Origin of the sequence: Mammaliicoccus fleurettii (assembly GCF_002018435.1) — a bacterium.
Classification (GTDB): domain Bacteria; phylum Bacillota; class Bacilli; order Staphylococcales; family Staphylococcaceae; genus Mammaliicoccus; species Mammaliicoccus fleurettii.
On sequence record NZ_MWJM01000008.1, the window covers coordinates 121763 to 135532 of the forward strand.

Annotated in this window: 13 protein-coding genes and 20 tRNA genes; 3 read left to right on the top strand and 30 right to left on the bottom strand. The window is 33.4% G+C overall.

The window, feature by feature from the left end:
* Window positions 1-22: 22 nt before the first annotated feature.
* Complete coding sequence (gene nagA, locus B2G86_RS08220) at window positions 23-1174, bottom strand: N-acetylglucosamine-6-phosphate deacetylase (RefSeq protein WP_078357635.1); 1152 nt, start codon at window positions 1172-1174, stop codon at window positions 23-25.
* An 86-nt stretch (window positions 1175-1260) separates the two neighbouring features.
* On the opposite strand from nagA, the gene B2G86_RS13425 reads away from it, so the two are divergent.
* Window positions 1261-1398 (top strand): hypothetical protein, encoded by a 138-nt coding sequence (locus B2G86_RS13425; RefSeq protein ID WP_016913147.1) that lies wholly within the window; start codon window positions 1261-1263, stop codon window positions 1396-1398.
* Between the two features lie 29 nt (window positions 1399-1427).
* Here B2G86_RS13425 and trmL read toward each other — a convergent pair whose 3' ends face one another.
* The 9 genes from trmL to B2G86_RS13635 all read right to left on the bottom strand — a co-directional run bounded on the left by trmL (window position 1428) and on the right by B2G86_RS13635 (window position 10301).
* Window positions 1428-1901 (bottom strand): tRNA (uridine(34)/cytosine(34)/5-carboxymethylaminomethyluridine(34)-2'-O)-methyltransferase TrmL, encoded by a 474-nt coding sequence (gene trmL / locus B2G86_RS08225; RefSeq protein ID WP_078357636.1) that lies wholly within the window; start codon window positions 1899-1901, stop codon window positions 1428-1430.
* A 3-nt stretch (window positions 1902-1904) separates the two neighbouring features.
* Window positions 1905-3032, bottom strand: a complete 1128-nt coding sequence (queG, locus tag B2G86_RS08230; RefSeq protein ID WP_078357637.1) for a tRNA epoxyqueuosine(34) reductase QueG — start codon at window positions 3030-3032, stop codon at window positions 1905-1907.
* A 168-nt stretch (window positions 3033-3200) separates the two neighbouring features.
* The gene (argB, locus tag B2G86_RS08235) at window positions 3201-3962 is read right to left on the bottom strand and encodes an acetylglutamate kinase (protein WP_078357638.1); all 762 of its coding nucleotides are present in this window, start codon (window positions 3960-3962) and stop codon (window positions 3201-3203) included.
* Between the two features lie 14 nt (window positions 3963-3976).
* Window positions 3977-5215, bottom strand: coding sequence for a bifunctional glutamate N-acetyltransferase/amino-acid acetyltransferase ArgJ (gene argJ / locus B2G86_RS08240; RefSeq protein WP_078357639.1), 1239 nt, complete (start codon window positions 5213-5215; stop codon window positions 3977-3979).
* Window positions 5216-5230: 15 nt separating this feature from the next.
* Window positions 5231-6265 (bottom strand): N-acetyl-gamma-glutamyl-phosphate reductase, encoded by a 1035-nt coding sequence (gene argC / locus B2G86_RS08245; RefSeq protein WP_078357640.1) that lies wholly within the window; start codon window positions 6263-6265, stop codon window positions 5231-5233.
* 26 nt (window positions 6266-6291) lie between these two features.
* Window positions 6292-7017 carry an amino acid ABC transporter ATP-binding protein gene (locus B2G86_RS08250; protein WP_078357641.1) on the bottom strand — a complete coding sequence of 242 codons (726 nt, stop codon included), beginning with the start codon at window positions 7015-7017 and terminating at the stop codon, window positions 6292-6294.
* Window positions 7010-8473 (bottom strand): ABC transporter substrate-binding protein/permease, encoded by a 1464-nt coding sequence (locus tag B2G86_RS08255; RefSeq protein ID WP_078357642.1) that lies wholly within the window; start codon window positions 8471-8473, stop codon window positions 7010-7012. The genes B2G86_RS08250 and B2G86_RS08255 overlap by 8 nt, the downstream gene beginning before the upstream one ends.
* A 361-nt stretch (window positions 8474-8834) precedes the next feature.
* A complete protein-coding gene (locus B2G86_RS08260; protein WP_078357643.1) occupies window positions 8835-9887 on the bottom strand; it encodes a PTS sugar transporter subunit IIC in 1053 nt (350 codons plus the stop codon).
* A 72-nt stretch (window positions 9888-9959) separates the two neighbouring features.
* Window positions 9960-10301 (bottom strand): nuclear transport factor 2 family protein, encoded by a 342-nt coding sequence (locus tag B2G86_RS13635; protein ID WP_078357644.1) that lies wholly within the window; start codon window positions 10299-10301, stop codon window positions 9960-9962.
* An 83-nt stretch (window positions 10302-10384) separates the two neighbouring features.
* Between B2G86_RS13635 and B2G86_RS08270 the strand changes: the two genes are divergently transcribed.
* Both B2G86_RS08270 and B2G86_RS08275 read left to right on the top strand, forming a co-directional pair.
* Complete coding sequence (locus tag B2G86_RS08270; protein ID WP_078357645.1) at window positions 10385-11350, top strand: LacI family DNA-binding transcriptional regulator; 966 nt, start codon at window positions 10385-10387, stop codon at window positions 11348-11350.
* A gap of 60 nt (window positions 11351-11410) precedes the next feature.
* A complete protein-coding gene (locus tag B2G86_RS08275; protein ID WP_078357646.1) occupies window positions 11411-11626 on the top strand; it encodes a Gfo/Idh/MocA family oxidoreductase in 216 nt (71 codons plus the stop codon).
* Window positions 11627-11718: 92 nt separating this feature from the next.
* Here B2G86_RS08275 and B2G86_RS08280 read toward each other — a convergent pair.
* The 20 genes from B2G86_RS08280 to B2G86_RS08375 all read right to left on the bottom strand — a co-directional run bounded on the left by B2G86_RS08280 (window position 11719) and on the right by B2G86_RS08375 (window position 13766).
* Window positions 11719-11803: transfer RNA gene (locus tag B2G86_RS08280), tRNA-Leu, on the bottom strand.
* Window positions 11804-12038: 235 nt separating this feature from the next.
* Window positions 12039-12113: transfer RNA gene (locus B2G86_RS08285), tRNA-Cys, on the bottom strand.
* A gap of 6 nt (window positions 12114-12119) precedes the next feature.
* A tRNA-Gln gene (locus B2G86_RS08290) sits at window positions 12120-12191 on the bottom strand.
* A 14-nt stretch (window positions 12192-12205) separates the two neighbouring features.
* Window positions 12206-12278, bottom strand: a tRNA-His gene (locus tag B2G86_RS08295).
* Window positions 12279-12280: 2 nt separating this feature from the next.
* Window positions 12281-12354 (bottom strand) — tRNA-Trp (locus tag B2G86_RS08300).
* 18 nt (window positions 12355-12372) lie between these two features.
* Window positions 12373-12456: transfer RNA gene (locus tag B2G86_RS08305), tRNA-Tyr, on the bottom strand.
* A 6-nt stretch (window positions 12457-12462) separates the two neighbouring features.
* Window positions 12463-12538, bottom strand: a tRNA-Thr gene (locus tag B2G86_RS08310).
* Window positions 12539-12552: 14 nt separating this feature from the next.
* Window positions 12553-12625: transfer RNA gene (locus B2G86_RS08315), tRNA-Phe, on the bottom strand.
* Window positions 12626-12645: 20 nt separating this feature from the next.
* Window positions 12646-12721: transfer RNA gene (locus tag B2G86_RS08320), tRNA-Asp, on the bottom strand.
* An 11-nt stretch (window positions 12722-12732) separates the two neighbouring features.
* A tRNA-Met gene (locus tag B2G86_RS08325) sits at window positions 12733-12806 on the bottom strand.
* A gap of 29 nt (window positions 12807-12835) precedes the next feature.
* A tRNA-Ser gene (locus tag B2G86_RS08330) sits at window positions 12836-12928 on the bottom strand.
* Between the two features lie 12 nt (window positions 12929-12940).
* A tRNA-Ile gene (locus tag B2G86_RS08335) sits at window positions 12941-13014 on the bottom strand.
* 37 nt (window positions 13015-13051) lie between these two features.
* Window positions 13052-13125, bottom strand: a tRNA-Met gene (locus tag B2G86_RS08340).
* 19 nt (window positions 13126-13144) lie between these two features.
* Window positions 13145-13220, bottom strand: a tRNA-Ala gene (locus B2G86_RS08345).
* A gap of 15 nt (window positions 13221-13235) precedes the next feature.
* Window positions 13236-13309: transfer RNA gene (locus B2G86_RS08350), tRNA-Pro, on the bottom strand.
* A gap of 19 nt (window positions 13310-13328) precedes the next feature.
* Window positions 13329-13402 (bottom strand) — tRNA-Arg (locus B2G86_RS08355).
* A gap of 6 nt (window positions 13403-13408) precedes the next feature.
* Window positions 13409-13497, bottom strand: a tRNA-Leu gene (locus tag B2G86_RS08360).
* A 6-nt stretch (window positions 13498-13503) separates the two neighbouring features.
* A tRNA-Gly gene (locus B2G86_RS08365) sits at window positions 13504-13578 on the bottom strand.
* A 31-nt stretch (window positions 13579-13609) separates the two neighbouring features.
* Window positions 13610-13691, bottom strand: a tRNA-Leu gene (locus B2G86_RS08370).
* Window positions 13692-13693: 2 nt separating this feature from the next.
* Window positions 13694-13766, bottom strand: a tRNA-Lys gene (locus B2G86_RS08375).
* Window positions 13767-13770: the final 4 nt, after the last annotated feature.

Consider the following 13770-nt stretch of genomic DNA (forward strand, 5'->3'; position numbering starts at 1 on the left):
TCTATTTTCAAAAAATTAATCTTTAATCATTATTTATAATATACCCTTTTTTAATAGTAGTTAAAACATTTAATTCTGAATCAACTACAACAAAGTCTGCTTGCTTGCCAATTTTAATAGAACCAAGTCTATCATCTACATTTAAACGTATAGCTTGATTTAAACTTGTTGTGCGCCATGCTTCTTCAAGTGACACGTTTGCAAAGTCCATCAAGTTCTTTAAGCCCTTATTCATTAAAAGTATGCTTCCTGCTAATGAACCATTTTCTAGTCTTGCCTCATTATTTTTCACATAAACATCTTGACCACCAAGATCGTATTTTCCGTCTGACATTCCTTTTGCTCTCATTGCATCAGTTATAATACAGAAGTTCTCATTACCTTTTGCCAAATAAGCTAATTTAACCGCTGCTGGATGTGAATGCACACCATCGACAATAACTTCAGTTGTTAGTCTTTCATTAGTCAGTGCTGCTCCAAATACTCCAGGTTCTCTATGCGTAAAAGTTGTTTGTGCATTATATAAATGTGTTACATGTTTAAGTCCATAATTTACCGCTTCTTCAATCCCGTTATAATCGGTAACTGTGTGTCCTGCAGAAAAAATAACGTCATTGCTTAAATGTTTTATCGTTTCTTTTGCACCTTCTACTTCTGGAGCAATTGTTACTATTTTAATATTCCCGTTTGATTTTTCTTGGAACTCATTAAATTTTTGCACTGTGGGTCTTGCAACAAATGCTGGATTCTGAGCACCAACTTTATGTTCAGAGATAAATGGACCTTCTAAATGTACACCTAATATTTCTGCGCGCTTTTCATCTAGCGGTTTATACTTCGCAACATTTTCCAATGCATCATTAACTGCATCTGTTGACTGTGTCATAGTAGTAGCTAAAAAGCTTGTTGTTCCTTCTGATAATAATTTTTCAGATAATACGTTTAAAGTTTCTGGAGTAGCATCCATAGCATCTTGACCATAACCACCATGTATATGTATATCAATAAAACCTGGTATCAAATGTTGTCCTTTTAAATCTACAACACGAGCATTACCTTTATAGTCACCTTCTTGAATATCATAAATAAAGCCATCACGCACTTCGATATATCCATTTTCAATCTTTGTTTTTTCAGTATAAACTTGTGCATTTTTTAAAATATAATTATCCATTTGTATGTCTCCTTAAAAATGTATTTAAATATTCCCCTAATTCGTTTATAATAAAGATAACATAACATTACGAGGGGGCTAATTAAATGAACACGTTATTAATTTGTATGGTTGGTGTAGCATTTATTACTGCGATGTTAACTGCTGGTCGCGATTCTAAAGACTATGGTCTTAAAGAAGAAGATTTAAATAAAGAACTTGAATCTTTAAAATCAAATAATTAATAACTGAGACCATTTGGCCTCAGTTTTTTTTATGATAAATTAGGATAATTTTGTTGTCTTAAAGCTTCATAAATTAAAATTGCAGCAGTGTTAGATAAATTTAATGATCTTACATTTTCATTCATTGGAATTCTTAAAGCCGTATCTTTATATTTTTCTTTAATCCAATCTGGAAGACCAGTCGTTTCTCTACCAAACACAAAATAATGATCTTCATCTAAACTACTATAATCAAATTCAGTGTGTGGTTGTGTACCAAATTTAGTTAATAAATAATAGTTTCCACCTTCTGTTTTCTCAAAAAATTCTTCAACACTATCATAATAAACAATATTTACGAATTTCCAGTAATCTAATCCTGCTCTTCTTAACATTTTATCATCAGTACTAAAACCTAAAGGTCTTATTAAATGTAAAGTTGTATCTGTTGCTGCACAACTACGTGCAATATTCCCTGTATTTGCTGGTATTTCTGGTTGATATAAAACTACATGATTTGTCATATTTTATTTTCTCCTAATCTCTAATCCTTTTATCATTTCTTCTTGAACTTCTTCAATTTCACGTTCATAGTGCGACATTATAAATGATCTTGCTTCTTCACCTTGAATTTGTCCAATTGCCCAAAATGCTGTACCTCTTATCATTGGTCTAGGATCTGTTAATGCAACATCTTTCAAATCAGGTATTGCACTTTCTTCATTAAAATGTGCAAGTGCAACAATTGCATTTCTTTGAATCGGTTTCTTTCCACGCCATGCACCAGCTAAATGTCCATAATTATTCTTAAATTCTTTGTTAGACATTTTTAATAATGGAACTAATCTAGGCTTCAAGACTTCAGGTTCTAAGACGATATCATCTTGTTCTGTGTTAATCCCTCTATTTCTTGGACATACTTGCTGACATGTATCACAACCATATAGTCTATTACCAATTTTATAACGATATTCATCTTTTAAATATCCTTTAGTTTGCGTTAAAAAGCTGATACATTTTTGACTATTTAATTGTCCATCACCCACTAATGCTCCAGTAGGACATCGATCTACACATATATTACAATCACCACAACTATCGATAACCGGGTCGTCAGGTTTAAATGGGATACTCACTAACATCTCACCTAAATAGCTCCATGTCCCTAAATCTTCATTTATAATAAAGCCATTTTTACCTGCAAATCCTAAGCCAGCTCTTTCAGCAACAGCTCGATCAGATAGAACACCTGTATCAACCATCGATTTCACTTCTACATCTGGTACTTTCTCTTGTAGGAATAAACTGAGTTTATCTAGTCGATTTCTCATAATCGTATGATAATCTTGACCCCAAGAAGCTCGTGCAAATAAACCTCGTCTGTCACCTCTTACACTTTTAGGTGCATCTTTTAATTTATTAGGATAACCTACTGCAATAGCAATTATTGATCTTGCAGATGGTAAAGTGAGTTTTGGAACTGTTCTTAATTCAATATCACTTTCTTCAAAACCAGACGCATAGCCCTTTGAGTGATAATCTTCTAATTTCTGTTTTAATTCATCAAAGGGATCTGCCGTTGTAAATCCAATGCTATCAATTCCAATAGAATGCGCGTAATCTATTACTTCTTGTTTCAATAAATCTAAATTCAAATTGATTCACCTCACTATCAAACATGCTTATATATTTTAACATATTTATATGAAAGTTTTAGATTTTAAAGTTATTTAAAACAAATTAAATCTTGAATATAAACAAAAAAGCTGCCAACAAAGATAGTGAATTTGTTGGCAGACTCATCATGTTGAATTGTTATATCTTTAAGAAGTAATCGTAGTACCTATTTCATTTGATATCGAACTCTTTAATAAAGCATGTTCTGATGATCCAGAAATAATTTTTACGCTTTTACAACCATCTTTTATAGCTGAAATTGCACCAGTAACTTTAGGTATCATTCCACCATATATTTCAGTCGTTTCAATATAATTATTAATATCTTTAATACTTAAGTTAGCTTGAACTTCATCTTTAATGAGTACACCTGGAATATCACTTATTAGAAATAAATCACCTTCCATTTCACTTGCAATTTTATAAGCTAAACTATCAGCATTAATATTGTATCGTTGTCCACTGATACTATCTATACCTATAGGAGCTACAACTGGGATACTATTTGAACAAATAAGTTCAAGAGCAGCTTTGTTAACTGAAGAACATTCTGCAACAAAACCGTATTTAGGATGAAGTGGTTCTATATCAAATAAATTCATATCTATTCCATTAACACCTATTGCTAATGGTTCATATTGATTGATTTGAAATACTACTTGAGGATTCACTTCACCTATCAATGTACTAGAAGTTTGTAGCAACACTTCCTCATCAGTTACACGTAATCCATCTACAAATTTACTTTCAACTCCTATTTTACTAAGTTGCTTATTTATAAATGGACCTCCACCATGCACGATTATGGGTACATAATTTTGCTTTTTTAAAGTGAGAATATCTTCAATTATTGATTTGTTAAGATTATTTAATATACTTCCGCCTATTTTAATTACTGCATACTTCACTTAAAGACCTCCAATTAGGTTCTATATAATGCATTAATTTTCACGTAATCATAAGATAAGTCGCACCCAAATGCTGTAGATGTAAAGGATGAATCACCAATCTTAGCATTGATTTCAATAGTATCCTGCTCCATTTTAGCTTTTAAATCTAACTCATCAAATGAAACATTCATTCCTTTGCTAACCAATAAATGATCACAGAGCCATACGTCTATATCAGTTGGATTTATCGTAATATCAGCATATCCAATTGCTGAAATGATTCTGCCAAAGTTTGGATCTGCTCCATGAATAGCCGTCTTGACTAGACTAGAACCGACGATTGTTTTAGCAATAATATTGTTTTGTTCTTTTGTTTCGGCACCAGTAACTTTAACTTTTATTAATTTCGTTGCACCTTCACCATCCCTAGCAATACTTTGTGCTAAATATCGACTTACATGTTGCACTGCTTTAGCAAATTTATTCCATTCAGGATGTTGCTTACATAATGGTTGGTTATTACTTTCACCATTTGCTAAAAGAATAACCATATCGTTAGTACTTGTATCTCCATCAACAGTAATCATATTAAAAGTTTCATCAACAGATTCTTTCAATAAACTATTTAAATCTTCAACTTCTACGTTTGCGTCTGTAGTCATAAATCCTAACATAGTAGCCATATTCGGATGTATCATACCTGATCCTTTACAAGTTCCACCAATTGTTATCACTTCATTATCAATAGTCACTTGTACAGCTATGTGCTTGGTTTCTTTATCTGTTGTTAAAATAGATTCATTAAAATTTTCAGAATTAAAATCATTTTGTATATCTATATTATTAACGCCATACTTTATTTTTTGCATTGGTAAAAATTCGCCTATTAAACCTGTTGAAGCAACTGCAATTTCATGTTCTGGTATTTGTAATTTTGATGCAGCCCATTTTTGAGTTTGTTTCGCATCTTCAACACCTCGTTTACCTGTACAAGCATTTGCTATTGCAGAATTAATGATTACTGCAGAAAGTTTATTATTAACACTTATACTCTCCTCTGTAACTTGTAATGGTGCAGCTTTGAAAGCATTTTGTGTATATACTGCTGCACAATTAGCTGGAACTGATGAAAATAGCCAACCAAAATCTTTCTTTTCTCTACGAAGGCCCACGTGTGTTCCACCTGCTACAAAGCCCTTAGGTGTCGCAACGTCACCTTCTTCTATAATTGTCAATTCAGAGTCAATTAATTGTTCAGTTTCTTCTAACATCAAATTCCTCCATTTCTAAGGATATACTGGTAATAAATTCAAACCTTCATCTTCATTAAATCCATATAAAATATTCATGTTTTGAATTGCTTGACCACTTGCACCTTTTACTAAATTATCTATTACAGTTACAATTACAGCTTTATTTCGTTCTTCGTCAACGTAAATACCTATATCGCAAAAATTACTACCTAATACTTCCTTAGTTTTTGGAAATTCACCTATTTTCCTAATACGGACAAATGGTTTATTTTGATAGGTTTTTATATACATTTTATGTAATGCTTCTTCTGATATTTGTTCATTTAAATCAACATAAATTGTAGCCAGTATGCCTCTTGTCATAGGAACAAGATGTGGTGTAAACATTACTTTAATATCAGATCCTGATAATTTTGATAAATATTGCTCAATTTCTGGCGTGTGTTTATGTGTTCCTAATTTGTAAGCAGAGAAATTCTCATTCGCTTCTCCATAATGAACATTCTGACTTAAACTTCTACCTGCACCAGAAATACCTGTTTTAGCATCTATAATTATTGATTCCTTATTAATTAAATTGTTTTTTAATAGTGGATGTAGAGAAAGTAAAGTCGCTGTTGGAAAACATCCTGGATTAGCAATAATTTTAGTTGAATCATTGTTTATATCGGACCACTCAGCTAAGCTATAATTAGCTTTATCAAGTATGCTTTGTTCAGCTGGTTTTTCACCATAATATTTTTCATATAATGCTGGATCTTTTAGTCTAAAATCTCCTGATAAATCAATAACTTTTATTCCTCGTTCAATTAATTTAGGAATAAAATGTTTACTCACATTTGATGGCGTAGCAAAAAATATTAAATCGCAATCTACTTTATCAACATCTAAACTTGAAAATGGTACATTAATATTGTCTTGCAAATGTGGAAAAGTTTCTTTAATGTCTTCCCCAGACTTAGAATGTGAAAATACATATTTAATATTCACTTCTTTATGTTGTTTGAGTAATCTAATTAGTTCAATTGCACCATATCCACTTCCGCCGACTATACCTATTTCTAACACGAAAACACCTCTTTTATTTTTTAGTATTACAATACTTTAGATAAAAATTGTTTCGTTCTACTATTTTGCGGATTATCAAAAATTTGTTCAGGTGTACCTTCTTCTTGTACAATTCCTTCATCCATAAAAATGACATGATCACTTACATTTTTAGCAAAGCCCATTTCATGTGTTACAACCACCATTGTCATGCCTTCTTTAGCTAAATCTTTCATAACACTTAACACTTCCCCAACTACTTCGGGATCAAGTGCTGAAGTTGGTTCGTCGAATAAAATAACTTCTGGATTCATAGCTAATGCCCTCGCAATAGCGACACGCTGCTTTTGTCCTCCAGAAAGTTTTGAAGGATAAACATCCGATTTATCTTCTAATCCAACTTTTTCAAGCAACTGATGAGCTTGTTTTTCTAATTCAGATTTATTTCCTTTTTTTAAAGTCAAAGGCGTTAAAGTAACATTATCTATAACTTTTTTGTGAGGGAACAAATTAAAGCTTTGGAACACCATTCCCATTTTTTGTCTTAATTGATCCAGCTTTGCTCCCTTAGTATTCGTTAGATCATTGTTTTCAAAAATAATTTGACCTGAAGTAGGATCTTCTAATAAGTTTAAACATCTTAATAGCGTACTTTTACCACTACCTGATGGACCTATTATGGCAACTACTTCTCCTTTTTCAATATTTAAATTAATACCTTTTAATACTTCATTTTTACCAAATGTTTTGTGTAAATCATTAACTTTAATCACTGACACTGAACCTCCTTTCAGCAATATACATCACTCTAGATAACGTAAACGTTAAAATGAAGTACAATACTGCTGCTACTAACAATGGTGTGAATGGATCAAACGACGCACCTTGCACAACTTGTGCATTAAACATTAATTCACTAACACCTATTACTGATACAATAGATGATTCTTTAATTACAGTTACGAACTCATTACCTAAAGCTGGTAGTATATTTTTAATGGCTTGAGGCATAATAACTTTTTTCATAGCTTGTGATTTATTTAAACCTAATGATCTTGCGGCTTCCATTTGACCATTATCAACTGCATTAATCCCTGCTCTAATAATTTCTGCTATGTAAGCACTACAGTTAATAATAAGCGCGATAATACCACAAATAAGTGCAGATAAATCTAAACCAAGTACTGCTGTTGTACCAAAATACACTAAAAATACTTGAACTAATAAAGGCGTTCCTCTTATAAATTCTATATAAACTGATGCAATAGATTTTAAGATTTTACTGTTGCTTAATTTCATCAATGCAAAGAAAACACCAATAAGTGCACCAGCTACAACTCCTAAGAATGATAATAGAATTGTATATCCAACACCATGTAAGAAATAAGATCCATATTTGCTAAAAAATGATCCATCATCAAACATTGCTTCTGTGGCTTTATCTTGATAATCTTTTATCAAATTATTATCTCGAACTTCTTTAACACTTTTATTGACTCTCTCCATTAATTGAGGAGAATCTTTAGGTAAAGCGATGGCAGTTGTTTTATCTGCATCAGAAAAATCAACATCTGAATAAGTTAAATTTGGATTTTTCTCTAAATATGCATCTGCTACAGGACCTTCAATAATCATTCCATCTACTTTTCCTGAATTAAGTGACATAATAACTTCAGGTACCCTTGCAAGTGAGCTCACTTGAGAGTCTGGCATTTCAGTTTTTGCTAATTCTTCTTGAGTTGTTTGCTTTTGTACTCCAATCATTTTTCCTTTGAAATCTTCAATTGTTTTTAATTTATCTTTATCTTTCTTTTGAACAATTAGTCTTTGCTTAACTTCCATATAGTGATCTGAAAAATCAACTTCTTTTTTTCTTTCAGGAGTCGGTGCCATACCTGATATAATCATATCTATTTTCCCAGTTTTTAAAGCACCTAATAAACTATCAAATTGCATATTCACTATTTTAAGCTTTATACCATTGTCTTTCGCAATTTTTTTAGCTAGCTCAATATCTATACCTGCATACTCACGCTTTCCATCTTTGGTATGTTCAAATTCATATGGTGCATAATCTGCTGATAAACCTACTCTTAGCTCGCCACGTTCTTTAGCTTTTTCCCACTGGTCAGTTTCTTGGGCGTGTGACTGTTTGGGGACTAAATATGGAATAGTAAGTAGTAAACAAACTGTTATAAGTACTACTTTCACAAATAAATTTCTTTTCAAAGTTGTAACCTCCTGAATTAATAATATTCATTATTATACGCATTTATGTAATTTTATGCAATGCTTTTTATAAAAGTTTTTGAATGGTTATTCATTTAGTCGTTACTAAATATAATCTCATTTTAAAATCAAATTTTTGTAATCACTGTTATAACACTATTAAAAATAACTAGCACTGATTTAATGCACTTATAAATGTGATATCAATATGCAAATTTATGAATAATGATTTATTCTACCTCACTTTATGAAAACAAACAATATATTTTCATAATATTCTAATAATTATAGTTAAATTTGTATATAAAATGTAATATAAAAAAGCGTCCTCTAACTGAGGGCGCTTTTTAGTATTCAATTCTTATGCATTTTCTTTAAACAAAAACATTTCCTGATTATATTTAGGCAATAATTTCAAACATAATCTATGTACAATATAAGCAAATACAAATGGTATAACAAAGTACGCGAATATTAAAAGAACTATATTTACAATTATTGAGCCGTCCATATATTTTATTGCATTAGCTGGACCAACAAAACCTGTATATCCGAATCCTGTTGACATAGGTGTTCCTTTTATTCCTACAAAATACGTTAGCAAACCACTCATTAACCCATTAATGATCAACGGTATTGCTATTATTGGATTTTTAAAGTAGACAGGTATCATCATTTTTGCAGCACCAATAATAAGTACGATATTAATCCCTTTATCATTTACTTTCCATGATCCCATTAAGAATGTTACACATGCCGCAACGATTCCCATATTACCTGCACCTGAACTTAGACCTTCTAATCCTACAGCTGTTGCAATTGCTACCACTGAAATTGGAGTGACCATAAGGAGAGCATATGTAATTGCTATCAAAATACACATTAACAATGGATTTAAAGTCGAGAATTGTTCTATTAATTTTCCAATGCCTTTTGTTACATTACTTACATATGGCAAAGTAAGCATTCCAATAAAACCACTAACTACCGAAATAAATATTGGCATAATTAGCATATCTAAAGAACCAAATTTACCTTTTAATTTAATCATTAAATAACAACTAATGATTAATACAACTATTAAATTGACCACATCACCAATACTAACAAACATAAATTGGCCATTTTGGACTTTCACAGCACCTGAACCTATTAATCCAGCTGCCCCTATCATCACGGCATCTGTAGCTTGGAATTTAAATTGATTAGCTACAATTATTCCTATAATAAAACTCATAGCATATTGCATAAGTAATAAAGCTTGGTTAAACATTTCAAGTACAGGGTGAAACTGTGATAAGTAACTAAATAAAACACCTAATATTGCATTTGGTATAAGCGCAATAACAATACCTACACCTATACCATTTAATATGTTAAAGAAAAATTCCTTTACAGTGAAATGTCTATCCATAAAATTCCTCCATATTTAAATATGTATTAATCATATATGAGTTTATTTTAATAGACAATCACATTTTTAATTTTAAATAATTGTACCTTGATGAAATCGCATTTTCCACTGGTTATTTTTTCTGATCCACAAAGTACTTCTATTCGTTAATACATTATCCGTCTCATTGAATAATTTATATGTAACCAATACAATGCCTTTTTGAATCTTGTCAGTTACAAAGTCACTAATTTGATATTCAAAAGTATGTAAAGTGCTGTTTTCAATATCATTTTTATAAATGACTCTACCCGACTTTCCAATCTCTTTGAAATTATCATCAAGTAAATCTAGTATAATGTTATGATCTAATCTATTATTTGCGTTTAAATGAGAACATTCCAGTTCAAAAAATTGTTGTTTAATAAATTTCACCTACTTTATAATTTAAAGATAATTTTTAAGTTAATATGCTAAAATATTTATATAATATATAGTATAAATGAGGGGGAATCCGAATGACAAATCTAAAAGAAGTCGCAAGAAAAGCTGGTGTTTCTCCCAGTACTGTTTCAAGAGTAATTAATAACCACCCTTATGTAAACGAAGAGAAAAGGAATAGAGTACTCCAAGTTATAGAAGAAATAAATTATATACCTAACATTAATGCCATACATTTAAAAAAAGGTAAAACAAACTTAATAGGTGTTGTTATTCCTTTTTCTAATCATCCTTATTTTTCTCAGCTAATACAAGGTATATCAGAAGAAGCAATTAAATTAAACAAGAAAATTGTACTTTTCCAAACTTCTTATGATAACGACCAAGAAATAGACGCTTTAGAAATGCTTAAACTAAAACAACTAGACGCCTTAATTATATGTTCAAGAAATATTTCATTAAATATAATCGAACAGTATGTTGAATATGGTCCTATCTCTATTTTTGAAGATATAACACATTCTAAGCTTCGTACAACCTATATAGATCACTATAAAGCCTTTTACACGGCATTAAACCATTTGTACGAACATGGACATCGAAATATCTCATGTGCTATTAATAGAAAGAATAGTACAAGTTCATTATTAAGGATTGCAGCTTATAAAGATTTTTGCAAAGAAAAATCACTAACTTTCAATAATAAAAAGATTTATGAAAATTATGTATTACTAGAAGATGGTTATATACTTGCTAAAGATTTAAATAAATCACCAACTCCCCCATCAGCAATTATAGTTTCAGGTGACAACACTGCTGCTGGTCTATTACTAAGTATAAACAATGATGCAAAAGAACATTTATCTATTATTGGCTTTGAAAATCATAAAATATCAGAGATGCTTAATTTGACAACGATAGAAATACCACTTATCAATATAGGCAAAAGTCTCTTTAACCAATTATACGATAATAATATAACACATCACTTTTTTGAAACTAAATTAATAAAAAGAAATTCTGTAAAAAATATTAATTGTTGACATGAAATGCATTTCATAGATTATCCTTTATTTAATCACATATCTTAGGGGGTAATTTAAATGAATAAACAAAAAGTCGGCATTGATGGGTGTAACATTACTTCAGAAATATATGTAGAATTAGTTCAACACACAAGAAATATTGACATAGTAGCGTGTGCAGATGATAATTTAACAAAAGCAATTAATATGAAAGATAAATACGGAATTCCAAAAGTAATGACAAGAAGTAAGTTGTATAATGATCAAAAAATTGATTATATTATAAAACTTTAAATTGCAGGTTAGTAAAAGAAGAAGACAGTAATCTAATGATGAAATTATAAAAGGCTGAGACAAATTAATTGTCTCAGCCTTTTTGTTATAAGTACCGGTGGTCGGGTTCGAACCGACACGTCCTCAACGGACACGGGATTTTGAGTCCCGCGTGTCTGCCAATTCCACCACACCGGCATAATTATATTTCCTACAAAAAAATCTTCCCAATGGAAGAAATAATGGAGCGGAAGATAGGACTTACACCTATATCTCATTCCGGGAAGGAATGTATTCTAAGAGTTGAAATACTCCCGCATTTTAATAATTAGTAGTTCTGAAAAATAATGGAGCGGAAGATAGGATTTACACCTATATCTCATTCCGGGAAGGAATGTATTCTAAGAGTTGAAATACTCCCGCAAAATATTAATGGAGGCGGCAACCGGATTTGAACCGGTGAATAGAGGTTTTGCAGACCTCTGCCTTACCACTTGGCTATGCCGCCAGACTACTGGGCTAGCTGGATTCGAACCAGCGCGTGACGGAGTCAAAGTCCGTTGCCTTACCGCTTGGCTATAGCCCATTAATAAAAGTAAGGGCGGCTGATGGGAATCGAACCCACGCGTGTCGGAACCACAATCCGATGCGTTAACCACTTCGCCACAACCGCCATGGCAGGGGCAGTAGGAATCGAACCCACATCAAAGGTTTTGGAGACCTCTATTCTACCGTTAAACTATGCCCCTATTAAATTATAAGAAATATGGTGGAGGGGGGCAGATTCGAACTGCCGAACCCGAAGGAGCGGATTTACAGTCCGCCGCGTTTAGCCACTTCGCTACCCCTCCGATAGATGGTGCCGGCCAGAGGACTTGAACCCCCAACCTACTGATTACAAGTCAGTTGCTCTACCAATTGAGCTAGGCCGGCATAATGTTAAAAGATGGCTCAGGACGGAATCGAACCGCCGACACAAGGATTTTCAGTCCTTTGCTCTACCGACTGAGCTACTGAGCCATACATAAAATTTTAAAAAATGGCGGTCCCGACGGGAATCGAACCCGCGATCTCCTGCGTGACAGGCAGGCATGTTAACCGCTACACCACGGGACCTAAAATAATAATTGCGGGAGGTGGATTTGAACCACCGACCTTCGGGTTATGAGCCCGACGAGCTACCGAACTGCTCCATCCCGCGATAATAATAATTTAATTTTACAAATATAATGGCGGAGGAAGAGGGATTCGAACCCCCGCGAGCCGTTAAGCCCCTGTCGGTTTTCAAGACCGATCCCTTCAGCCGAACTTGGGTATTCCTCCACTATATAAGTATGGACCTTGCAGGACTCGAACCTGCGACCCAACGGTTATGAGCCGTTTGCTCTGACCAACTGAGCTAAAGGTCCAAAATTTAAAATATGTATTTCATATTCAAAATTTTAATGGCGGCAGAGGGGATCGAACCCCCGACCTCACGGGTATGAACCGTACGCTCTAGCCAGCTGAGCTACGCCGCCGTAATAATATTATTTTAAATGGTGGAGACTAGCGGGATCGAACCGCTGACCTCCTGCGTGCAAAGCAGGCGCTCTCCCATCTGAGCTAAGCCCCCAAGATTTAATAGAAGTCGGGAAGACAGGATTCGAACCTGCGACCCCTTGGTCCCAAACCAAGTGCTCTACCAAGCTGAGCTACTTCCCGTAACCAAAAATGGTCATTACGCGCCCGAGAGGAGTCGAACCCCTAGCCTCTTGATCCGTAGTCAAACGCTCTATCCAATTGAGCTACGGGCGCTAAAAATGGTGCCGAGGACCGGAATCGAACCGGTACGGTAATCACTTACCGCAGGATTTTAAGTCCTGTGCGTCTGCCAGTTCCGCCACCCCGGCAAATAATGGAGCAGAAGACGGGATTCGAACCCGCGACCCCAACCTTGGCAAGGTTGTATTCTACCGCTGAACTACTTCTGCAAGATTAAATGCTTGAATCATATTAATAAAATGCGGGTGAAGGGAGTCGAACCCCCACGCCTTGCGGCGCTAGATCCTAAGTCTAGTGCGTCTGCCAATTCCGCCACACCCGCTATGAGCCATAGAGGATTCGAACCTCTGACCCTCTGATTAAAAGTCAGATGCTCTACCAACTGAGCTAATGGCTCTAAA